Origin of the sequence: Shimia thalassica (assembly GCF_001458215.1) — a bacterium.
In the GTDB taxonomy this organism is placed as follows: domain Bacteria; phylum Pseudomonadota; class Alphaproteobacteria; order Rhodobacterales; family Rhodobacteraceae; genus Shimia; species Shimia thalassica.
In genome coordinates this window covers 459,696-481,236 of sequence record NZ_CYTW01000002.1, presented here as the reverse complement: position 1 = coordinate 481,236, position 21,541 = coordinate 459,696, and the positions used below count along the sequence as shown (strand labels likewise).

25 protein-coding genes are annotated in these 21,541 nt (G+C 56.4%); 18 read left to right on the top strand and 7 right to left on the bottom strand.

Annotation, left to right across the window (positions count from 1 at the left end; translation table 11 throughout):
• The first annotated feature begins 37 nt into the window (after nt 1-37).
• Nucleotides 38-2,203 carry a hypothetical protein gene (locus PH7735_RS12275; protein ID WP_145865324.1) on the top strand — a complete coding sequence of 722 codons (2,166 nt, stop codon included), beginning with the start codon at nt 38-40 and terminating at the stop codon, nt 2,201-2,203.
• A 123-nt stretch (nt 2,204-2,326) separates the two neighbouring features.
• Here the strand turns inward: PH7735_RS12275 and PH7735_RS12270 are convergent, their stop codons facing one another.
• Together PH7735_RS12270 and PH7735_RS12265 are read right to left on the bottom strand one after the other, a co-directional pair.
• Nucleotides 2,327-2,563 carry a DUF2842 domain-containing protein gene (locus PH7735_RS12270; protein WP_058311656.1) on the bottom strand — a complete coding sequence of 79 codons (237 nt, stop codon included), beginning with the start codon at nt 2,561-2,563 and terminating at the stop codon, nt 2,327-2,329.
• A 13-nt stretch (nt 2,564-2,576) separates the two neighbouring features.
• A complete protein-coding gene (locus PH7735_RS12265) occupies nt 2,577-3,872 on the bottom strand; it encodes an adenylosuccinate synthase (RefSeq protein ID WP_058311655.1) in 1,296 nt (431 codons plus the stop codon).
• A gap of 140 nt (nt 3,873-4,012) precedes the next feature.
• Between PH7735_RS12265 and PH7735_RS12260 the strand changes: the two genes are divergently transcribed.
• Entirely contained in the window at nt 4,013-4,408 is a 396-nt protein-coding gene (locus PH7735_RS12260) for a DUF6524 family protein (protein WP_058311654.1), read from the top strand.
• Nucleotides 4,409-4,412: 4 nt separating this feature from the next.
• On the opposite strand, the gene PH7735_RS12255 is transcribed toward PH7735_RS12260, so the two are convergent.
• The 4 genes from PH7735_RS12255 to PH7735_RS12240 are packed head-to-tail and all read right to left on the bottom strand — an operon-like array spanning nt 4,413 to nt 6,497.
• Nucleotides 4,413-4,733, bottom strand: coding sequence for a nitrile hydratase accessory protein (locus PH7735_RS12255; RefSeq protein ID WP_058311653.1), 321 nt, complete (start codon nt 4,731-4,733; stop codon nt 4,413-4,415).
• Nucleotides 4,730-5,401 carry a nitrile hydratase subunit beta gene (nthB, locus tag PH7735_RS12250; protein ID WP_058311652.1) on the bottom strand — a complete coding sequence of 224 codons (672 nt, stop codon included), beginning with the start codon at nt 5,399-5,401 and terminating at the stop codon, nt 4,730-4,732. Before nthB ends, PH7735_RS12255 begins: the two co-directional genes overlap by 4 nt.
• Entirely contained in the window at nt 5,398-6,021 is a 624-nt protein-coding gene (gene nthA / locus PH7735_RS12245; RefSeq protein ID WP_058311860.1) for a nitrile hydratase subunit alpha, read from the bottom strand. The genes nthB and nthA overlap by 4 nt, the downstream gene beginning before the upstream one ends.
• 56 nt (nt 6,022-6,077) lie before the next feature.
• Nucleotides 6,078-6,497 (bottom strand): ACT domain-containing protein, encoded by a 420-nt coding sequence (locus PH7735_RS12240; RefSeq protein ID WP_058311651.1) that lies wholly within the window; start codon nt 6,495-6,497, stop codon nt 6,078-6,080.
• A 197-nt stretch (nt 6,498-6,694) separates the two neighbouring features.
• Between PH7735_RS12240 and secG the strand changes: the two genes are divergently transcribed.
• The 12 genes from secG (at nt 6,695) to PH7735_RS12180 (ending at nt 15,881) form a co-directional block, all read left to right on the top strand.
• On the top strand, nt 6,695-7,051 hold the full coding sequence (gene secG, locus PH7735_RS12235; protein ID WP_058311650.1) for a preprotein translocase subunit SecG: 357 nt from the start codon (nt 6,695-6,697) through the stop codon (nt 7,049-7,051).
• A gap of 204 nt (nt 7,052-7,255) precedes the next feature.
• Nucleotides 7,256-8,899: a CTP synthase gene (gene pyrG / locus PH7735_RS12230; protein ID WP_058311859.1), complete on the top strand. Its 1,644-nt coding sequence runs from the start codon at nt 7,256-7,258 to the stop codon at nt 8,897-8,899.
• 75 nt (nt 8,900-8,974) lie between these two features.
• Nucleotides 8,975-9,637, top strand: a complete 663-nt coding sequence (locus PH7735_RS12225; protein ID WP_058311649.1) for a hypothetical protein — start codon at nt 8,975-8,977, stop codon at nt 9,635-9,637.
• A gap of 25 nt (nt 9,638-9,662) precedes the next feature.
• Nucleotides 9,663-10,361: a hypothetical protein gene (locus PH7735_RS12220; protein ID WP_058311648.1), complete on the top strand. Its 699-nt coding sequence runs from the start codon at nt 9,663-9,665 to the stop codon at nt 10,359-10,361.
• Between the two features lie 17 nt (nt 10,362-10,378).
• Nucleotides 10,379-10,672, top strand: coding sequence for a DUF1330 domain-containing protein (locus PH7735_RS12215; protein ID WP_058311647.1), 294 nt, complete (start codon nt 10,379-10,381; stop codon nt 10,670-10,672).
• Nucleotides 10,672-11,094, top strand: coding sequence for a tellurite resistance TerB family protein (locus tag PH7735_RS12210; RefSeq protein ID WP_058311646.1), 423 nt, complete (start codon nt 10,672-10,674; stop codon nt 11,092-11,094). The genes PH7735_RS12215 and PH7735_RS12210 overlap by 1 nt, the downstream gene beginning before the upstream one ends.
• Nucleotides 11,095-11,160: 66 nt before the next feature.
• Nucleotides 11,161-11,601: a tellurite resistance TerB family protein gene (locus tag PH7735_RS12205; RefSeq protein WP_058311645.1), complete on the top strand. Its 441-nt coding sequence runs from the start codon at nt 11,161-11,163 to the stop codon at nt 11,599-11,601.
• Entirely contained in the window at nt 11,598-12,335 is a 738-nt protein-coding gene (locus tag PH7735_RS12200) for a phosphate/phosphite/phosphonate ABC transporter substrate-binding protein (protein ID WP_058311644.1), read from the top strand. Before PH7735_RS12205 ends, PH7735_RS12200 begins: the two co-directional genes overlap by 4 nt.
• 280 nt (nt 12,336-12,615) lie before the next feature.
• Complete coding sequence (locus PH7735_RS12195) at nt 12,616-13,392, top strand: ABC transporter ATP-binding protein (protein ID WP_058311643.1); 777 nt, start codon at nt 12,616-12,618, stop codon at nt 13,390-13,392.
• A gap of 25 nt (nt 13,393-13,417) precedes the next feature.
• Nucleotides 13,418-14,137, top strand: coding sequence for a transporter substrate-binding domain-containing protein (locus tag PH7735_RS12190; RefSeq protein WP_058311642.1), 720 nt, complete (start codon nt 13,418-13,420; stop codon nt 14,135-14,137).
• Nucleotides 14,138-14,193: 56 nt separating this feature from the next.
• On the top strand, nt 14,194-15,078 hold the full coding sequence (locus tag PH7735_RS12185; protein WP_058311641.1) for an ABC transporter permease: 885 nt from the start codon (nt 14,194-14,196) through the stop codon (nt 15,076-15,078).
• Nucleotides 15,075-15,881: an ABC transporter permease gene (locus PH7735_RS12180; protein ID WP_058311640.1), complete on the top strand. Its 807-nt coding sequence runs from the start codon at nt 15,075-15,077 to the stop codon at nt 15,879-15,881. The genes PH7735_RS12185 and PH7735_RS12180 overlap by 4 nt, the downstream gene beginning before the upstream one ends.
• A gap of 15 nt (nt 15,882-15,896) precedes the next feature.
• On the opposite strand, the gene PH7735_RS12175 is transcribed toward PH7735_RS12180, so the two are convergent.
• Nucleotides 15,897-16,304: a hypothetical protein gene (locus PH7735_RS12175; protein WP_058311639.1), complete on the bottom strand. Its 408-nt coding sequence runs from the start codon at nt 16,302-16,304 to the stop codon at nt 15,897-15,899.
• A gap of 240 nt (nt 16,305-16,544) precedes the next feature.
• On the opposite strand from PH7735_RS12175, the gene PH7735_RS12170 reads away from it, so the two are divergent.
• The 4 genes from PH7735_RS12170 (at nt 16,545) to PH7735_RS12155 (ending at nt 21,443) form a co-directional block, all read left to right on the top strand.
• Entirely contained in the window at nt 16,545-17,861 is a 1,317-nt protein-coding gene (locus PH7735_RS12170) for a glutamine synthetase family protein (protein WP_058311858.1), read from the top strand.
• A 131-nt stretch (nt 17,862-17,992) separates the two neighbouring features.
• Nucleotides 17,993-18,673: a type 1 glutamine amidotransferase gene (locus PH7735_RS12165; RefSeq protein ID WP_058311638.1), complete on the top strand. Its 681-nt coding sequence runs from the start codon at nt 17,993-17,995 to the stop codon at nt 18,671-18,673.
• Complete coding sequence (locus tag PH7735_RS12160; RefSeq protein ID WP_058311637.1) at nt 18,673-20,049, top strand: glutamine synthetase family protein; 1,377 nt, start codon at nt 18,673-18,675, stop codon at nt 20,047-20,049. Before PH7735_RS12165 ends, PH7735_RS12160 begins: the two co-directional genes overlap by 1 nt.
• A gap of 86 nt (nt 20,050-20,135) precedes the next feature.
• Complete coding sequence (locus PH7735_RS12155; protein WP_058311636.1) at nt 20,136-21,443, top strand: NAD(P)/FAD-dependent oxidoreductase; 1,308 nt, start codon at nt 20,136-20,138, stop codon at nt 21,441-21,443.
• Nucleotides 21,444-21,541 lie beyond the last annotated feature (98 nt).

The following is a 21,541-nucleotide window of genomic DNA, read 5'->3' as shown; positions in this document are numbered from 1 at the left end:
GTGCACCCTGGAAGGGTTCGACGAATCGTTCGATACAATGAAATCAATCGCAGAGTACTTCCGCGATCTTGCCGCCGATGATCGATACTTCGGCGCCGAGCCTCCGACTCCGGACGCAGAAATGCTGGCCAGAATCGCAGAGCGCGAGATCGAACGGCGGGTACAGGTCCGAACCGATCAGGGCGCGATCTACTTGAGTGCCGCAACGCAGGATGCCGCCGAGGCGCCCGCAGAGGTAACGGAGAAGGCCGAAAACGCAGCAGAGACTGTCGCGGCCCCCATCCCTGCCGAAGCGCCAGCCGAAACGGTTTCGGAAGACAGCGAAATCAGCGATACCGCGCAATACGCTCTGGTTGAGTCCGAAGCCCCGGAAGCGGAAGAAGTTGAAGTCGAAGACGTCACAGATGCCATTCTTGACGCCGTCACTGCACCTGAAGTCGCCGAAGACGTGGCTACAGCGGATGAAGCGATTGTTGAGCCAGAAAGCACTGAGCCCGAAGTTGACGCGCCCATTTTGGAAGACGCGGCTTCTGAAGAGGTTTTGCTGGAAGGCATCCTTGAAGAAGATGATCTGGACGACGTGAGCGAAGCCGAAGAGGTTTCCGAGGTTTTGGTCGAAGCTGACGAAATCGACGCCGAAGTTGCGGTCGAAGACGTTGCGGACGACGCCGAAGCAGAAACCGAACTCGACCTGTCGCGCATCACTGCCGCTCTGGAAATGGACGACACACCTGTTGTCGAACGTGTTGAGAGCGTTGTTGAAGATGTTGCAGAGGCCACAATCGAAGAACCCATCGTTCTGGACGAGCTTCAAGACACGCTGGGCGACGCGGACACAGATGGCGAATCAGCCGCTGAAATTCTCACGCCGACCTCTGCCGAAGAAGATCCCCAGTTTGACGAAGACAGCATCGCTGCCAAATTGCGTCGCATCCGGGCCGTTGTCTCGCGTGTAGAAGCCCTGCCCGAAGACGACGATTTTTCGGAAGACGAACATGCCGGCAATGTCATGGGCGATGTGGATGAAGAAGAAGAAAGCGACGACCTTCTGACGCTGAGCGATCCAATTGAAATGCTGCCAGTCGAGGACGCCCCTGTCGCAGAGACACCGAAACCGGTGCGTGCCCGTATCCTGCGCATGAAAAAATCGGATTTCGAACAGGCCAAGGCCAGCGGTCAGCTTCTGGAAGCGGAACCTTTCGACGATGAAGACGACGATGATCTTCCCGAAACGCCAGTTGCCGAAGCCGAAGTCAAAACTGCCCCTGCCGAGTCGAGCCTGTCACCCGAGGCAGAAGCCGAACTTCTGGCCGAGTTGGCTCAGGTTGAGGCCGAACTGAAAGGCGACCGCCCTGCAGACGTCGAGCCTGTGCTCGAAGACACCTATATCGCAGACCTCGAGGATGAAAATCCGGCCGAGACCGAGCGTATGGTACGTGCACAGAACCTGTCTGACGTTTCACCTACAACCGAAGAAGGGGTCGCCCGTCTGTTGGCCGAAGCGGATCAACAGTTCGAAGAGCCCGAAGGAAGCCGCCGCCGGAATGCGATTGCCCATCTACGTGCCGCAGTTGCAGCAACCAAGGCGGAAAAAGGCCACGAAAAAGACTCTGTGGATGACGCAGCTGTCTATCGTGACGATCTGGCCAGCGTGGTCCAGCCGTTGCAACGTGCGCCGCAGCCTCCTGCGAAACCTGTGCGCCCAAGCATTGCTGCCTCCGCAGCCAAAGCTGCCGCCAGAGAAGCAACACCTCTCAAACTGGTCGCGGAACAGCGTATCGACACCGCACCAGAAGCCCCGCAAAAAGCCGAAACACCGCAGCGCGATCCTGTTCGTCCGCGCCGCGTCTCGGCAGCCGACCGGATGGAGCGGCCCGCCGTTCCTGCTGCCCCGGTCGGCACCTCTGTTGCCGAAGCTGACAGCTTCAATGATTTTGTGGCCCAAACAGGCGCACGGTCATTGCCGGATATTCTGGAAGCTGCAGCGGCTTATCTGACCTTCGTAGAGGGCCACCCACGGTTCTCGCGTCCGATGGTGATGCGTTTGGCCCGCGATCTGGACGAAGACAACTTCAGCCGCGAAGACGGTCTGCGTGGATTTGGTCAGCTGCTGCGGGACAACAAGATCGAAAAACTGGAGGGTGGACGTTTCACCGCGTCCGATCTCATCCGCTACAAACCCGAAGACCGCGCTGTCGGTTAACGGGAGATTTGTCCCGCGGGCTGTTGTTTTGTGAACAAAGCAAAGCAATGGTTCGCGGGCTTTTTTTCGACCCCCACAATCCACAAAAAAGCGCGCTGGAGGCCCAGCGCGTTTTTTTTCAATTTAGTAGTCGTATTCGTCTTGCGGCGCATCCGGATCTGCTTGGCCTATGCCCTTGAAAAGCCCTTTGAACGGGACAATCCAGATGATGCCAAGCACCACATAGACCAGAAATTCCAACCAGATCGACGGCCTGTCCAGCATCGAAACAACAGACACCGCAACAACGATGTAGATCGGCATTCCGATCAGCAGCACAACAAGCGCCCAGCGCCGTCTTGCCTTATAGGACAAAGCCATACCGTTTCTCCGATCAGTCAGCGAACGGGTCCGTCACCAGAATGGTGTCGTCGCGCTCTGGAGACGTAGACAATAGCGCAACGGGACAATCGATCAACTCTTCGACCCGACGCACGTATTTGATGGCGTTGGCTGGCAGTTCTGCCCAGCTGCGTGCGCCTTCGGTAGATTCGCTCCACCCCGGCATCTCTTCATAGATCGGCACGCAACGCGCCTGCTGATCCGCAGCGGTCGGCAGATAATCAAGACGTGTTCCGTCCAGATCATACCCAACACAGATTTTCAGCGTTTCAAAACCGTCCAGCACGTCCAGCTTGGTCAGGGCGATCCCGCTGACACCGGAAGTGGCGCAGGTCTGGCGCAGCAAGGCCGCGTCAAACCACCCGCACCGACGCTTGCGGCCGGTCGTGGTTCCGAATTCATGTCCGCGTTCACCCAGACGCTGTCCATCTGCATCGTCCAGCTCGGTCGGGAAAGGCCCCTCACCCACGCGGGTGGTATAGGCTTTGACGATTCCCAGAACGAAATCGATCGAGTTTGGACCAATGCCAACACCGGTTGCGGCCTGACCTGCGATCACGTTGGACGATGTCACAAACGGATAGGTGCCAAAGTCGATATCCAGCAAAGCACCCTGGGCGCCTTCGAACAGGATTCGCTTACCGGATTTGCGCTTTTCATTCAGTTCTTTCCAAACTGGTGCGGCAAAAGGAAGGATCGCAGGGGCAATCTCTTTCAACTGTGCAATCAAGGCATCGCGGTCAACGGCTTCGATGCCCAGACCTTTGCGCAGCGGATCGTGGTGCTGCAGGGCACGGTCAACGCGGGCTTCCAGCGTTGCCTCATCCGCGAGGTCGGCAACACGGATGGCGCGACGGCCAACCTTGTCTTCGTAACATGGGCCGATACCGCGTCCGGTGGTGCCAATTTTGGTCCCTTTGGACGCCGCTTCTTCGCGAGCGCGGTCCAGTTCACCGTGAATAGGCAGGATCAACGGCGTGTTCTCTGCAATCATCAACGTTTCTGGGGTGATTTCGACACCCTGCGCGCGAACGGTCTCGATTTCTTTCATAAGGTGCCAAGGGTCCAGCACAACGCCGTTCCCGATTACGGAAAGCTTACCGCCACGCACAACGCCAGACGGCAGTGCATGCAGTTTATAGACCTTTCCATCGATGACCAATGTGTGGCCGGCATTATGCCCGCCTTGAAAGCGCGCGATAACGTCTGCACGCTCGCTTAGCCAGTCAACGATCTTGCCTTTGCCTTCATCGCCCCATTGGGCGCCTACGACGACGACGTTTGCCATATCCGGTCCTTTTAAGAGATCAAACCCGCGCCCTTTTAGCTGCGTTGCGTGCGACGCGAAACCGCAAATGTGCCGCAGGGCTGGACAGGAGGCCCGAATTTTCGCAAACCAGTGCATAAAAAAAGTCGATTGGAGACATAATGGGGCTGTTCTTACGCTGGCTGTTTGCCTTTATCCTGCTGGCGCTGACCTATAATCCTACCGAGTGGAATTATGTCCGCTGGGCTATGAAGCACTATGTAGACGAGACTCCGGTGACCGTTCTGCTGGGGCTTTTGCTTGTTATCGGGTATATTATTTACCTGCGTGCCACCCTGCGTTCGATTGGCGGGTTTGGCATGTTCCTTGTGCTTTCTGTCGTCGCAGCCCTGATTTGGGTGCTTTATGACTGGAACATGCTGGATCTGGAAAACCCCGATCTGAACACGTGGATCGGCATTTTTGCGCTTTCGGCTGTTTTGGGTATCGGGCTGGGATGGTCCATCGTGCGCCGGATGCTGTCGGGTCAATACGACATGGACGACGTGGACGGTTAGCGGATTAGCTCGCCGTTTTCAAAACAACCGGTGCACCATGTGGTGTCGACAGATATGCCTGTTCCCAAGCGTTTTTTATCACTGCGGTTTGGGCAGGCGACGCGATCTCGCGTTCTGAAAGCACCTGTTCGAGGGTCGCCAGCCACGCGGTGAAATAATCTTCGCCCCCGTTCAGTTCCCTTGCCAGACCATGCTGTTTCAGCGTCGCCCCAAAGGCGCTGGCCCAGTCGGACCAGTCAAACAAACCGGTTTCATTCAGGTGAACGGTCAAGGCAAACACCTGCGCATGCCAAGGGGCTTCAAATGCGGGATCGGGGCGTGTCATGCGGGCTCCAGATAGCTTTGCCACAGGTCAAGAATAACCTCATCCTGCGCCGAGGCTTCTTGCCCCCAAAGATCGCGCGCCGAAAACGCAACTGCATAAAGGGGCTCTGCGGCCTCGCCGAAGCCGTGTGCATTCGCATCGGGGAAAACATGCGCGCCATGCAACAGCTTTACCGTCCCTGTCGCGCCGGCGGCGTATGCAGGCAGACGTGTATGGCCACCATCAACCAGTGTATTGCGCGACGGTCGACGCGTGCGCACGCGATCACCAGCCTGAAACGCTGGATCGGGTGCCTCTGTGCGCGCATAGGGGCTGCCTTTGCTGAGGGTTGCGGCCACAGACGCGGCTTTCAGCGCCTTGGCTGAAATCGGCGACTCGCCCTGCCCTGTACCGCTGCGCAGCTCTTCCTCGGTGATGACGCCCTGCGAGACGAGCATATCCGCCAAGGCCGACAGCCACTTTTCGTAATACGAGAACCGCCCATAGTCTTTGGGCGACAACAGTTCGCGTGAATGGCGCGAAGCATCGATGTTCCACTGGCCCAACGCTCCGGCGGCGAGTGTGACCGCAAGGGCGCGTGCATGCCAGTCCTTGGCAAAGACCGCATTGTCAGAAGGGTCGACAGCGCCGTCACCAAAGCGCCCGCCCATATCGTGCACCCGCGTCATTGCGCGGGCTCCAACGCAAGCCCCGTGCCAACCATGGAATCGCGTGTGACCAGTGCTTCCAGGGCGGCTTCGTCCAACCCTTCGGTCCCTGCGGGACGCTTGGGCACAACCAGATACCGGATTTCCGCCGTCGAGTCCCATACTCTGACCGAAGTCTCTTCCGGAATGTTCACGCCAAACTCTTGCAGTACCTTGCGTGGCTCGCGCACCACGCGCGAACGGTAGGCGTCCGATTTGTACCAACCGGGCGGAATGCCCAAAAGTGGCCAAGGATAACAGCTGCACAATGTGCAAACGACGACGTTATGCACGTCGTCTGTGTTTTCCACGATCACCATGTGTTCGCCCTGCCGGCCATAGAACCCCATCTCTTCCAGCAAAGGCATGGGATCAGACAGCATCGCGGCACGAAACTCTGGATCGCTCCACATCTTGGCAACAACTTTGGCGCCGTTCTGGGGGCCGATCTTGTTCTGATAGGTATCGATGATTTCGTCCAGCGCGGCCGGATCGATCAATCCCTTGTCGGTCAGAATCGTTTCAAGCGCCTTCACTCGCAGCGCGGGGTCCGGCGGCAAAAGGGCGTGTGGATGGTCGTGGTCGTGATGATCATGTGGCATGGCCGAACCTTGGCAGAAGCCACGGCGCAATGTCCAGCGCAGAAACACCCCTTGTGTCAGGTGTCTGGCGCAGCGGAACTTTGTAGCGCCCTCAACACATCAAGCGCGGCGTCGCTTTGATCTTCTGGCACAAAAACATGATCATGATGAAAGGCTGCAACCATATTACAGGGAATGCCCTGCTCTGCCAAAGCCGTGGACACAGCCGCGGTGAGCCCCGTGCCCTCAAGTGACGAATACACATTGAGGGTGATGCACTGCATCACCAGATCTACTGGCAGGCCTGCCTGCTCTGTTGTTTCCAGCGGCAAAAGCAGAGACACCCCTTCGTCTTCGCGAAAAACCGAAATGGCGTGTGACGCCAGTTCTGCCGCTTGGGCGGTGTCTGTCACACTGGCAAACACAAACCGCCCCGCCCGCAGCTCGGGGGACATGCCTGCAATCATATCTTGGGCCGTTGTAACCACGTCGGGCATGATCTGGTTCTCTCTTCTTTATTGTATAAAACAGCCTCGCAATAAATTGCCATTCCGGCAAGTCTCGCGCGTCAAACACGGCTTCGCCCGACATGTTATGGTTTTTTGAGGTGATCTCCTTCGGAAACCCGCTTGCCCCGCGTGCGAAACTTGCCTACATAGCGCGCTGAACCAACCGAACGCTTTGACAGGTCCTCATGGAAAACGTTGTCCTTATCATCCACCTTCTTCTCGCACTTGGCCTGATTGGCGTTGTGCTGCTTCAACGCTCTGAAGGGGGCGGACTTGGTATGGGTGGCGGCGGCGGCGGCGCCGTGTCTGGCCGCGCTGCGGCGACTGCCCTTGGCAAAGTGACCTGGATTCTGGCGATTGCCTTTATCTGCACATCCATCGCTCTGACCATTATTTCTGCACGCAACTCGGCCTCAAGCTCGGTTCTTGATCGTCTGGGCAACGCCCCAGCGGCCGCGACAGAAACGTCGGATCCTGCCGGTTCAGATTTGCTGCCACCGTCGACAGACGACTCGGCACCTCTGGTTCCACGCGCAGACTAAAACCGCACTGCCGGTTTAACGGGGCGGCCTAGCTGCCCCGAAACACACCACAATTTGAGATCGCCTAATGGGCCGCAACAGCATCTTGCGGTCTGGTTGCAATGTTAGTGCGAATCCTGTTATACTTAAGTCCCGTGATGCAGCGGCAGATTCTCTCTGTCCGGGCACCAGAAAATGACTGAATTCACGGGGGTCGCCAAACACATGGCACGGTATATTTTCATTACAGGTGGAGTTGTTTCGTCGCTGGGCAAAGGTCTTGCGTCTGCTGCTCTTGGTGCGCTGCTTCAAGCACGCGGCTACACTGTGCGTCTGCGAAAGCTTGATCCGTATCTGAACGTTGATCCCGGCACCATGTCCCCGTTTGAACACGGCGAAGTTTTTGTCACCGATGATGGCGCAGAGACAGACCTCGATCTTGGTCACTACGAGCGTTTTACAGGGGTCCCCGCCCGTATGACAGACTCTGTGTCCTCTGGCCGGATCTATTCAAACGTTCTCGAAAAGGAACGTCGTGGCGATTACCTCGGGAAAACCATTCAGGTGGTGCCCCACGTCACCAACGAAATCAAAGATTTCATCAACATTGGTGACGACGAAGTTGATTTCATGCTCTGCGAGATTGGCGGCACCGTTGGCGACATCGAAGGTCTGCCGTTCTTTGAAGCCATTCGCCAGTTCAGCCATGACAAACCACGTGGCCAGTGCATCTTTATGCATCTGACCCTGCTTCCCTATCTTGCGGCGTCGGGTGAATTGAAAACCAAACCCACCCAGCACTCGGTCAAGGAATTGCAGTCGATCGGTATTGCCCCCGATATCCTCGTCTGCCGGTCCGAACAGCCCATCCCAGAAAAAGAGCGGAGCAAGATCGCCTTGTTCTGTAACGTCCGCAAAGAGGCCGTTGTGGCGGCCTATGACCTCAAGTCGATCTATGAGGCCCCGCTGGCGTATCACCGTCAGGGTCTGGATCAGGCGGTTCTGGATGCCTTTGGCATCGCGCCCGCGCCGAAACCCGACTTGCGGGTCTGGGAGGACGTCAACGACCGCATTCACAAAACAGATGGTGATGTGAAGATCGCGATTGTCGGCAAATACACCCAATTGGAAGACGCCTATAAGTCGATCAAAGAGGCACTGGTGCATGGTGGCATGCACAACCGCGTCAAGGTCAACGTGAACTGGGTCGATGCCGAAGTTTTCGACAATGATGATGCCGCCCCCTACCTTGAAGGGTATGACGCGATCCTCGTCCCCGGCGGTTTCGGAGAGCGTGGCACAGAAGGCAAAATCAAGGCCGCACAGTTCGCACGCGAACACAACATCCCCTATCTGGGCATTTGTCTGGGTATGCAGATGGCTGTCATCGAAGCGGCACGCAACGTGGCTGGCATCAAGACCGCCGGTTCCGAGGAATTCGATCACGAATTTGGCGAAAAGCGTTTTGAACCCGTTGTTTATCACTTGAAAGAGTGGGTGCAGGGCAACGCGAAAGTAACCCGCAAGCAAGACGACGACAAAGGCGGCACGATGCGTCTTGGGTCTTATGACGCGGTGCTGGGCGACGGGTCAAAAGTGGCCGACATCTATGGCACGACCAACATCGAAGAGCGTCACCGCCATCGGTATGAGGTCGACACGACCTATCGCACGAAGCTGGAAGAATGCGGCATGACCTTTTCGGGCATGTCACCGGATGGACGTCTTCCCGAAATCGTCGAATGGAAAGACCACCCTTGGTTCATCGGCGTTCAGTTCCACCCCGAGCTGAAATCCAAACCCTTTGATCCCCACCCGTTGTTCAAGGATTTCGTGCGCGCTGCGGTCGAAAATTCACGACTGGTCTAAGCACGCTCAAGACGCAACAAAAGCACGGCCTTTTGTTCGTTTGGTGATTTTTGCAGGCTGCGTTATCCTTGAGGGATGCGCAGCCTGTTTTCGTTTCTTCTGGCCATGGTCTGGGCCTCTGCCGGTTTGGCATGTGACCGGCCGGTGTGCGCCGTGGCGCCCGAAGACCTGCAGCTTGCGCGGGTTGTGACGTTTGACAACATCCCAAGCTCTTTCGGGATCGGGCGCAAGATCGACGGTATTCTGGAACAGGACGGCGTACGCTTTGGGGAACGGTTTGTCGGTCAATCTTTTTCAAACGAAGCAGGATTTGATCGGGTGACCGGCGCGGCCCGCGCCCCTTTGACGTTATTGCCCGGTGCACCGAATGAAACACTGGGTATTTTGCGCCTGATGCGCACCTCGGTTCTTCAGGGGCATGGCCCCACGCAATACCCCCGCGCCGATGCCGTTGGAGAAGGCGCAATTGCCGTGGCTTTCGACACCGACCAAAGTGCAATCGCCCTTGATATCCGTGGCGGTGAAATGGGATACGCCACGCTTTCGTTTTTGCGACGGGACGGCAGCACGATTGACACGCACCGGATCGGGCCTCTGGGCGAAGCAAGCTACGCGTTCCAGCGTAATCCGGACATGCAAGACATCGCAGGGCTGGTTCTGACCAACGACGACCCCGAAGGGATTGCCTTGGATAACCTGCGGTTTGACCAGATCCAGATTCTTGGGCTGTTGCAATAAAAGGCCGCGCTGCTAGCCTCTCTTTATGCGCCTTCTTGCAAGCTTTCTGTTGATCCTTTCCACAACCGCACAGGCCGAAATCCGTGATGTGCCCTACCACGTGCTGTCCGAAAGGTTGGACAATCGGATCACGTTTGAAACTCTGCCCCAAAGACCGGAACCTGGCTTCAACCTCGATCATCCTTTGCGCAGTACCGGCGCATGGATGGGAGAGCGGTTCAAAGGGCAGTCATTAACTCAAAGGATGAGCGTTTCGAAAATTCCGCATGATGCCTTGGGACAAGAGAACGCCTATCGTCCGCTTTCCATTCAGGCGGGCCCGAAGAATCGCAACCTGTCGATCGCCTATCACCGTGGATTTGGATCAAATGCCGTTTTGCCTTTGGGGCCAGAGGGGTTTTCGAACCTGTCGGGACGCGGGGAAGGCGCATTGGCCGTTCTGTTTGACACGGACCAGCGTTCTGTCGGTTTTCGCGTGCATACAGACTATGCCGCGCCTTTGGGGCAAAAGCCGGATCGCGGGCAAATCACCGTGTATTTTATGACCCGCATGGGGCATCTTTTGGAAACGCGGGTCTTGTCGCCCGATTTGGGGATTTCGGAATTCGGTTTTGAAACCTCGGACCAAAGGGCGCGGATTGCGGGTATTTTGATAACCAATACTGATCCGGGGGGGATTGCCATTGATGACATCCTCTTCCAGATTGAAATGATGCTGTTTTAACGGGCGGGAGAAAAAACATGCCTAAAGGGTACTGGATCGGAAGCGTCGAAATCGACGACATGGAAACATACAAAAAATACATCGAGGCAAATGCCGCACCGCTTGCCGAATACGGCGCAAAGTTTCTCATCCGCAGCGGACGATTCATAAATCCCGAAGGCACGGCACGTGACCGCAATGTTGTGATCGAGTTCCCAAGCTATGAAGCGGCCGTGGCTTGTTATGAATGCGAAGACTACCAAAAAGCAAAAGCCATTCGTGAAACGGTCAGCGTCAACAACATGGTGATTATCGAGGGTTACGACGGATAATGTTCGAATCCCTTATCAATCGCCTCAAAGGACAGAGCGCGGCTCCCAAAGAGCTGCCTGAACCGGATGAGCGGCTTGCCTTGGGCGCGTTGCTTGTCCGTGTCGCCAAATCCGATGCGCATTATGATGCGGTCGAGATCGGTGAAATTGATCGTATCCTGTCAAAGACATACGGGCTGAACCCGGTTGAAGCCGCCAAAATGCGGGCCACCTGCGAAAAGCTAGAAGCACAGGCGCCAGGAACACCGGACTTTGCTCTCTTGATCCGTCAAAACGTGGATTACCCCCATCGCCTTGAGATGCTTCAAGCGCTGAGGCGCGTGATTGATGCGGACGGGACCACGGAAGAAGCGGAATCCGAAACCCTGCTTGAAATCGAAAACATGCTTGGTATCAGCGCGTCTGATCGAATTGAACTTTGACCCCACGATGTAAGGAAGTTGGGCTTGCGGGTTGAGAGACACCGGCACCAGCCCTAGATGAAGTCTATGATTGCTAATTTTTTCAAACGTCTCACCGAAGCGCCCAAAGACAGTCTTCAAGGCGAAGACGCTCGTCTTGCCTTGTGTGCCCTGTTGGTGCGTATCGCCCGCGCCGACGCGCATTACAGCGACGCAGAAGCGGCGCAGATCGATCGTGTGCTGGTTGGACGCTATGGTTTGTCGCCTTTTGAGGCCACTGCACTTCGCCGCGAAGGCGAAGAGGTCGAAGAAACCGCCCCCGATACGGTGCGCTTTACCCGCGCCATCAAGGATGCCGTTCCCCACGACGAACGCATCGGCGTGATTGAGGCCTTGTGGCAAATCGTTTTGGCCGATGGTGCCCGCGATGCCGAAGAGGACTCGATTGTGCGCCTTGCGTCGAACCTGTTGGGGATCAATGATCGTGACAGCGCACTGGCCCGCCAGCGGGTTACGGCCCGCTCATGATTGCAATGCTGGGCATGTATGACCGTCCCGAAACGGCGGCATCGAATGACAGGCTTTGGCAAGCAATCCGGGATCATTTGGGATATGGCCCATCAAAACTCACCCGGGATTGCGATTTCTGGGAAATCTGGGAATCACCTGATCTGTTGTTTGCCCAAACCTGTGGCATGCCCTATCGCACACGCCTGCACCGTCAGGTCCAACTGGTGGGCACGCCGGACTATGGTCTGCCCGACTGTCCTGCGGGACATTACTACAGCGTTTTTGTAACCCATGTGGATGTGTCTCAGGCCACCCTTGCAGATCTGTGCGAGGGAACGTTTGCCTATAACGAACCGGTATCGCAATCCGGCTGGGCCGCGCCCCAATATCATCTTGCCAAAATGGGTCTTGCCCCCGGCAAGAAAATCCAATCCGGCGCGCATTACCTTTCGGCACGGGCCGTTGCGGAAAAGCAGGCAGACTTTGCATCTTTGGATGCCCTGACGTGGGAATTGATCCAGCGTTACGATGATTTTGCAAAATCACTGCATGTGGTGGCCCGTACCACCCCGACGCCGACCCTGCCCTACATCACAGGCCCCCGCCAAAACGCGACCGAGATCCGCACAGCAGTGGCAAAAGCCATTGCCGATCTGTCTCTCAAGGATCGGGCCATTCTTGGTCTGCAACAGCTGGTCGAGATTCCCGCCAGTGCATATCTGGCTGTTCCCTCTCCACCGCCCCCTGTTTAACGCCGCCTTCCCCAACGTCACCCCGAGAGGCGTGCTTCCTTTTTGACCAACGAAACCGACAAAACGGCACAATTCCCGACACGACACCCGTTTTGCAAGTTGCATTCGGTCTTTTTTTCATCCCTATTAGGTGCCTGAAGCGTTTCGACTTTTGGTCGGGCTGCAACACCGACACGAAACCTCTGGCCGGTCTTTCGGCAGGTTTGTTTCAAGAACGGTTTGTACCCGCTCATGCTGTGGAAGCTCTTTGATAACGCAAACAACAACGTGACTGCTGCCCTTGTCCGACACAACGCCCGTAATCGAAATTCGCGACCTTCACAAAGCCTATGGCGAGCTTGAGGTTATTAAAGGTGTTGATATCACGGCCCATCGTGGAGATGTGGTATCGCTGATCGGATCCTCCGGATCAGGCAAATCCACCATTTTGCGCTGCCTCAACCTTTTGGAAGACAGTCAACAGGGCGATATGCTGTTCAAGGGCGAACCTGTCCTGTGGAAGGGCGAAGGGCACAACCGACGCCCCGCCGACCCTAAACAGGTGCTGCGCATCCGCACGAACCTGTCGATGGTGTTCCAGCAGTTTAACCTGTGGTCCCACATGACCATCTTGCAAAACGTCATGGAAGCGCCCCTGACGGTTCTGGGTCGTGATCGTGCCGAGGTCGAAGACTCTGCCCGCAAATATCTGGACAAGGTTGGTATTGGCGACAAATGCGATGTGTTCCCTGCCCAGCTTTCCGGCGGCCAGCAACAACGTGCGGCGATTGCCCGTGCCTTGTGCATGGAACCCGAAGCCTTGCTGTTTGACGAGCCGACATCGGCACTCGACCCCGAGCTTGAACAGGAAGTTGTGCGCGTGATCAAAGCACTGGCCGAAGAAGGCCGTACAATGCTTATCGTGACGCATGATATGAAAATGGCCCATGATGTGTCTGACCACGTTGTCTTCCTACATCAGGGAAAGATTGAAGAAGAAGGCGATCCCGCAACGTTGTTCGGGTCGCCAAAAACAGAACGTTTGCGGGGCTTCCTGTCTGCCACCGCAGCGCATTAAAAACCAACCTAACGGGAGTGAATCTATGAAAAAACTGATCCTTGGCACTGCCATTCTGGCACTGAGTGCAGGCATTGCGTCTGCTTCGGAAGTTGTCCGTATGGGCACCGAAGGCGCCTACCCTCCATACAACTTCATCAACGACGCTGGCGAAGTTGACGGATTTGAGCGTGAGCTGGGCGACGAGCTTTGCAAACGCGCACGTCTGACATGCGAGTGGGTCACAAACGAGTGGGATTCGATCATCCCGAACCTCGTGTCTGCAAACTACGACACCATCATCGCTGGCATGTCGATCACCAAAGAGCGTGACGAAGTCATCGACTTTACCCAGAACTACACCCAACCTGATCCATCGGGCTATCTGGCTCTGACAGGGTCTGACCCGGACCTCAAAGGCGGCATTATCGCAGCCCAGACCGGCACAATCCAAGCGGCACACATCGCGTCTTCGGGTGCAACTCTGGTTGAGTTCGCAACACCAGACGAAACCATCGCTGCTGTTCGCAACGGCGAAGCAGACGCGGTTCTGGCTGACGACGCTTACCTGCGTCCGATCGCTGAAGAGAACGACGATCTGGAAATGCTCAAAAAGACCGAACTTCTCGGCGGTGGCGTAGGCATGGGCCTGCGTGAAAGCGACAGAGATCTTCGCGCCAAGTTCGACGCTGCAATCGCGTCGATGAAAGCTGATGGTTCGCTGAACAAGCTTATCATGAAATGGGAAATCGGCCCTGGCTTCTAAGCCACGCGGCATGAGATGAGCGGGGCCGGCGAAACACCGGCCCCGCCTTTTTGCACATGTTTTCATACTGTTCTGATCCATCCACACTTGAAGGGCTGACATGGCTCTCGTGCTACCTGACGACGGGCAAGCACATGTTGTTCTATGTCTCGTTTGGCACGGTCCTTCTGTTGCTTGCCATAACGGCACCTGTTTCGCTGATGTTCGGTTTTGCCGGCGCGATGGCGGCACGGGCCCGGTTTGCGCCGCTGTCATGGATCGGAAAAGCGTATATCGCGGTTGTCCGCGGTGTGCCTGACATTGCTTTCTTTCTGTTTTTTGTGATCGCTCTGGACCAGGGTATCGAGTGGCTGCGCCATAAAACGCTGTGCCCCGAATGGACCGATGCGATCCGACAGGGAAATGATTTCCTTGTCTGCCCTGATGCCAAAATGCCGTTGTCGAGTTCGGCACAATGGATTCACGAGGTCTATGGCTTTAGCCTCGCCGTGATCACCTTTGCCATCGTGTTTGGTGCTTTTGCGGCCAATGTGCTGTTCGGGGCCATGCGCGCCGTACCACGGGCCCAGATGGAAACCGCCGAAGCTTATGGCATGAGCCACCGCCAGGCCTTTTGGCGCATCCTTGTCCCGCAAATGTGGGTCTACGCCCTGCCCGGTCTGTCAAACCTCTGGATGGTTTTGATCAAAGCAACGCCCTTGTTGTTCCTGTTGGGGGTCGAAGACATCGTATATTGGGCGCGTGAACTTGGCGGCTCCAAAACCGCCCGCTTTACCGATTACCCCCACCCTGACTGGCGCATGTGGTACTTTTTTGCCCTGCTGGTGTTCTATCTTTCCTTCACGAAGCTGTCCGAAGTCGTTCTGGACCGCATCATGAAACGCCTGACACATGGACAAGCCACCGCCGGTGGCGAAGCCCAGCGGAGGGCAAACGTATGAGTTGCTGGGAAACCATCGCGGACTATAGCCTGCGTTCGATCGGCATTGGCGCACGCCTTCTGCCCAAAGAAGACTTTACCCTGTGCCAACAGTTCACGCTGATCGGGTCAGGTATGTTGTGGAACATCTACTTTGGTGTTCTGGCGCTGATTTCCGGCTTTTTCTTTGCGACTGCTTTGGCCGTCGGCAAAGCCGCCAAGAACCCGCTGTTTCGCAAGCCTGCCGAGTGGTTCATCTTCCTGTTCCGCGGCTCGCCCCTGTTTATCCAGTTTTTCTTTGCCTATTTCCTGTTTCTGTCTCTGAAACAGGTCGCACCGATTTTTGCGCCCTTCACCGCCGCCTGGTTGGGGGCGCTGGTTGTGCTGTTTTTCAACACCGCCGCCTATTCGGGTGAGATTTTCTATGGCGCTTTGCTTTCGATCCCCAAGGGCGATACGGAAGCCGCAGATGCCTATGGGCTGTCGGGGTGGCACAGGTTCCGGCGTGTTGTGTTCCCGACAATGATGCGCCTTGCTTGGCCCGCCTATACCAACGAGGCGATCTTCCTGTTTCACGCAACAACGCTTGTGTATTTTACCGGTTTTCCGGCGTGGAAACAGAAAGGGGATGCTTTGTACTACGCAAGCTACTTTGCGGACAAAACTTTTAACCCCTTCATCCCATACCCGATCCTTGCAGGATATTTCATTATCCTGACTCTGATTATCGTGAGCATTTTCGGGATGATTAACAGACGCCTGAACCGGCACTTGCCGACAGAACGCCGGTCAAAAATAAAGTTCCGCCCCAACATCATTCGTTAAGGCGGAACCTTGTTCTTAGTACTTAGAGATCGTCTTCATCGCTTTGGCTTCCGGCTGAATGCGGAACTGTAGCTTGCCCGCGAATGTCGCGGCATCAAGATAGCATTCAACAAAAACGGTTTGACCTGCGGCGACTTCGATCACGCCAGATGTGTTGTTGGCGTCCGGCACAGAAAACTCGTGTGCGCCCGGAGACACGGAAACAGGCTGAACCGCGCCGCGCTGCATGTGTGCAACGACATTGCCGTTAGCATCCGCGATATCAAACCGCGCAGCATTCCCCGCAGCGCTTCCGCCGCGGTAGAAGACGATAAGACCCTTGCCCGCTGCGGGTGCCGGAACACTTGCCGCAAAGGCTGTTGCAGGAAGAATGGCAGCTGCCGCAGAAACTGCCAGAAGACCGCGTCGTGTGAATTTGGTCATAGAAAACCCCTCATCATTAAAACTTCGAGATAACCGTGGATATGTATTCGAAGTCTTACAAGTCAAAATTTTGTGTAGCAGGACCAGACAGACCGACAGTTTCGCCCCAACATCGCCGCCGACAATGCGAAAATGCCTTGATTTCAGCCGTCATCCAGCGCGGTGAGATTTTTTGATCAAATTATGATGACAGCGGCCCGTGCCTTGCGCTACAACATCTTCAAAGCAATGGAGCCACCGATGAACTTGTCGCAATTTTCCACCCTTCGTGTCGCCGCTACCGACCTGAACGGCCAAATGCGTGGCAAACGTGTTCCGGCGGCTTATGCTGCCAAGCTGGACAAAGGCGCCGTTCGGATGCCCCTATCTGCGCTCAATCTGGATATCTGGGGCGCGGATATCGAGAATTCTCCACTGGTGTTTGAAACGGGTGACGCTGACGGTATTCTGTTCCCAACAGACCGTGGCCCCGTCCCGATGCCTTGGCTCGACACGCCTTCGGCGCTTGTCCCGATGACCATGTGTAACGAGGATGGCACGCCGTTTCTGGGTGACCCGCGTCAGGCGCTGACGAGTGTACTCGAGCGGTACACGACGCGTGGGTGGTCTGTCATGGCGGCAACCGAGATGGAATTTTCGCTGGTGGATGACACCGGCAAGAAACTGCGCCCTCCGCACGATCCACGATCACAGCGACGTCTGTTTGGTCCTGATATTCTGTCGATTGATGAACTCGACGCGTTTGATGACTTTTTTACGGAACTCTACAACGGATGCGTTGCAATGGGTTTGCCAGCGCAGACCATCATCAACGAAGCAGGTCTGGGGCAATTCGAAGTGACCCTCACGCATCAGGCCGCCTTGCGGGCCGCAGATGATGCTGTGCTCTTTAAAATGCTCGTGCGCGGGATCGCCAGACGGCATGGCATGGCCGCGACGTTTATGGCCAAGCCCTATTCCGATGACGCTGGAAACGGCATGCATGTGCATTTTTCCGTTCTGGATCAGGATGGCAAGAATGTCTTTGACAATGGTGGCCCCGAAGGGACCGACACATTGATGCAGGCTGTTGCAGGGTGTGTTCAGGCGATGCCCGCATCGACATTGATTTTTGCACCGCACGGCCCAAGCTATGCCCGGCTTGTACCCGGCGCACATGCACCAACAGGGGCCTGCTGGGCTTATGAAAACCGCACCGCCGCCATTCGTATTCCCGGCGGGCCTCATGTGGCACGCCGGATCGAACACCGCGTCGCCGGTGGCGATATCAACCCCTACCTGATGTTGGCGTGCGTTTTGGGAGCAGCCATCGAAGGCGTCGATGAAGGCCTGACGCCACCAGATCCGATCTCGGGCAATGCTTACGAACACGATCTGCCACAGCTGGCGCCCGACTGGGAAACCGCAATCAGCCGGTTTGAGTCTGACCCGTTTATTGCCCGCTGCCTGCCCAAGATGCTGATCGACAATCTGGTTATGACCAAACGGCAGGAACTCAAAAAACTGGCCGAGATGCCTTCAAAAGATCACTGGAAGCTATACCTCGAAAGAGTGTAAGCCCTTTCGCGCGACGACCGGCTGATACAGCCACGCGCGGAAGGCCGCCCTGAATTGCAGAGACTTTGTCCCCCTCTTGCCGGACAGGATTTCCTGCGCTACGCTAAATTTGATCAAAAAATCGGTGATACATGAAAATCGGTATTCTACAAACCGGACATGCCCCTGACGAGCTGAAGCCGCTCCTCGGGGATTATGCGGACATGTTCCAAGACCTCTTGCACGAACAGGGTTTCGAATATGAGGTCCACAACGTGGTCGACAACGAGTTTCCCGCCAGCGCAGTGGATGCGGATGGCTGGCTCATAACGGGGTCCAAACACGGCGCTTATGAAGACCACGACTGGATTCCCCCGCTGGAAGACCTGATCCGCGCGATCGTTGAATCCGGCCGTCCGCTGATTGGGGTGTGCTTTGGCCACCAGATCATTGCGCAGGCTTTGGGTGGCAAAGTCGAAAAGTACAAAGGTGGCTGGGCTGTTGGCCGTCAGACATACGACTTTGGCGGTGTTGAAATGGCGTTTAACGCCTGGCATCAGGATCAGGTTGTCGAACGCCCCGAAGGCACCATTGTTCTGGCATCAAACGATTTCTGCGAAAATGCCGTGCTGTTGTACGGTGATCGGGTTCTGACAATTCAGCCCCATCCGGAATTTGACGCCCCCATGATTGACGGTCTGATCAATACCCGCGGCAAGGGTGTAGTGCCCGACGATTTGTTGCAGACAGCGACCGAACACCTTCTGGAAGATGTCGACAACGAAACTTTTGCCGACCAAATGGCGGATTTCTTCCGCAGGGAGCGCTCGTAATGGACACGCCAAAGATCCAAGCTGAATGGCTTGAAGGAACGCCGGATTCGGCAAAAGACTATATCGAAGGCCGACGTCTGGACGAAGTCGAATGCATCATCAGCGACCTGCCTGGCATTGCCCGTGGCAAGGCCGTTCCTGCGAAAAAATTCGCACGCCAAAGCTTTTTCCACCTGCCAGACTCTATCTTCTATCAAACGATTACTGGCGGCTGGGGCGAAGCAGCCGGGGATGGCGGCTTTATTGAAAAGGATATGGTTCTCAAACCGGACTGGAGCACAACAACAGCTGCGCCATGGACCGGCGACTGGACGCTGCAAGTGATCCATGATGCCTATGATACAAACGGCGACCCCATTCCTTACAGCCCGCGAAACGTGCTGAAACGGGTGGTTGACCTGTATCGTGCCAAAGGTTGGGAACCTGTCGTCGCGCCGGAAATGGAATTCTATCTCGTTGCGCGCAACATCGATCCGGCCAAGGCAATCGAACCGATGATGGGTCGGTCCGGCCGCCCCGCCGCCGCGCGTCAGGCGTATTCGATGACAGCGGTTGACGAATTTGGCCCCGTGATCGACGACATCTATGATTTTGCCGAAGCACAAGGGTTTGAAATCGACGGCATCACCCAAGAGGGCGGCGCCGGCCAGTTGGAAATCAACCTGCTGCACGGTGATCCGGTCGAACTTGCCGATCAGGTGTTCTATTTCAAGCGCCTCATCCGCGAGGCAGCCCTGCGTCACAATTGCTATGCGACCTTCATGGCCAAACCAATTGGCGATGAGCCCGGAAGTGCGATGCATATTCACCATTCGATTCTGGATATCGAAACCGGTGAGAATATCTTCTCGGGACCACAGGGCGGAGATACCGACGCATTTTACCACTTTATCGCGGGCCTGCAGAACCACCTGCCCTCGGCCATCGCGGTTCTGGCCCCGTATGTGAACAGCTATCGCCGATATGTGCGCGACCACGCGGCGCCGATTAACCTTGAATGGGCGCGCGACAACCGCACCACAGGCATCCGCATTCCCATTTCTTCGCCCAAGGCACGCCGTGTTGAAAACCGCCTCGCGGGTATGGATTGTAACCCCTACCTTGGCATCGCGGCTTCACTGGCCTGTGGATACCTCGGGTTGTTGGAAAAAGAACGCCCCGACGCACAGTTCAAAGGCGATGCCTACGAAGGCGAAGAGGACATCCCGCGCATTCTGGGCGGTGCCTTGGATCTGTTCGACGAAAGCGAAGCGCTTCACGAGGTTCTGGGACCAGAGTTCGCGCGCGTGTATTCCATCGTGAAACGCACGGAATACGAAGAATTCCTTGGCGTGATCAGCCCTTGGGAACGCGAGCATTTGCTGCTGAACGTTTAACCCGAATACCCGCCACAGGCCCTTGCCGGTACAGGTCCGGGGCCTGTGATGGGGAATTTCGCAAGTGACTGACATGGGGGATCACCATGGACTTACTCTATGCAAATGACCGGCAGGGTCACTATCCCGAAAGCTGGTATGCCGCAACGGCGGAACACCTCGACCCATTTCCGGAACTGCGCGGCAGCGAACAGGCAGACGTCTGTGTCATCGGCGCCGGCTATACCGGATTGTCGAGCGCGCTGCATCTGGCCGAACGTGGCTATAACGTCATTCTGGTCGAGGCACACCGCGTCGGGTTCGGGGCCTCCGGGCGAAACGGCGGTCAACTGGGGTCCGGTCAACGGATGGAACAGGACGGTCTCGAGGCGCTTGTCGGGCGTGAAGATGCGCACAAGCTCTGGCTCTTGGCGGAAGAAGCCAAACAGGTCACCAAAGGTCTGATTGAAAAGCATAATATCAATTGCCACCTGAAACCGGGCATTGCACATGCCTGTTTCAACGAGCGCGAAGTCCGCGCCGAACACGACTATGTCGCGCACCTGCAATCAGAATACGGCTATGATCAGATCGAACCACTTGATCACGATCAGCTGCAGGCGATTTGCCCCTCTCCCAAGTATGTCGGGGGATCTCTGGATATGAGCGCGGGACATTTGCATCCGCTGGCGTATGCTCTGGGCCTGGCCCGAGCGGCGGTTGCTGCGGGCGTGCGCATTTTTGAAAACACCCATGTGCACAACATCCAGAAAGGTCTGCGCAACACCGTGCAGACCGACAAAGGCCGCATCGAAGCGGACCATGTCGTGCTGGCCTGTAACGGATACCTTGGCGGTCTGGATCGCAAGGTTGCGGCACGTGTCATGCCGATCAACAACTATATCGCGGCGACGCGTCCCTTGTCAGATACGGAACTTGATGGCGTTTTGCGCCGTGATGTGGCCATCGCGGACAGCAAATTCGTCATCAACTATTTCCGGCTGAGCCATGACAAGCGCCTCTTGTTTGGCGGTGGAGAAAGCTATGGCTACAAGTTTCCCGACGACATTGCCGCGCTGGTGCGCAAACCCATGACCGAGATCTATCCGCAACTGGCGGATGTCGAGATCGACTATGCGTGGGGGGGCACCCTTGGCATTACAATGAAACGCATGCCGTACTTTGCCCGCCTTGCGCCCAACATCATCAGCGCGTCTGGCTATTCCGGGCACGGTGTTGGCACGGCCACGCACGCGGGCCAACTTGTTGCGATGGCCATCGCCGGACAAAGCGAAGGGTTCGACACGATTGCGCGCCTGCCAACACCGGCCTTTCCCGGTGGCGGGGCGCTTCGCACGCCTTTGCTTGTGATGGCGATGACGTGGTACGCCCTGCGCGACCGCCTCGGCGTCTAGGTTTCAAATACACTCAAATAAACAACAGGCCCGCCACGAATGTGCGCGGGCCTGTTTGTCATGGAAGTTTCACCTCTTCCGGTCGCTTTGGGGTGGAA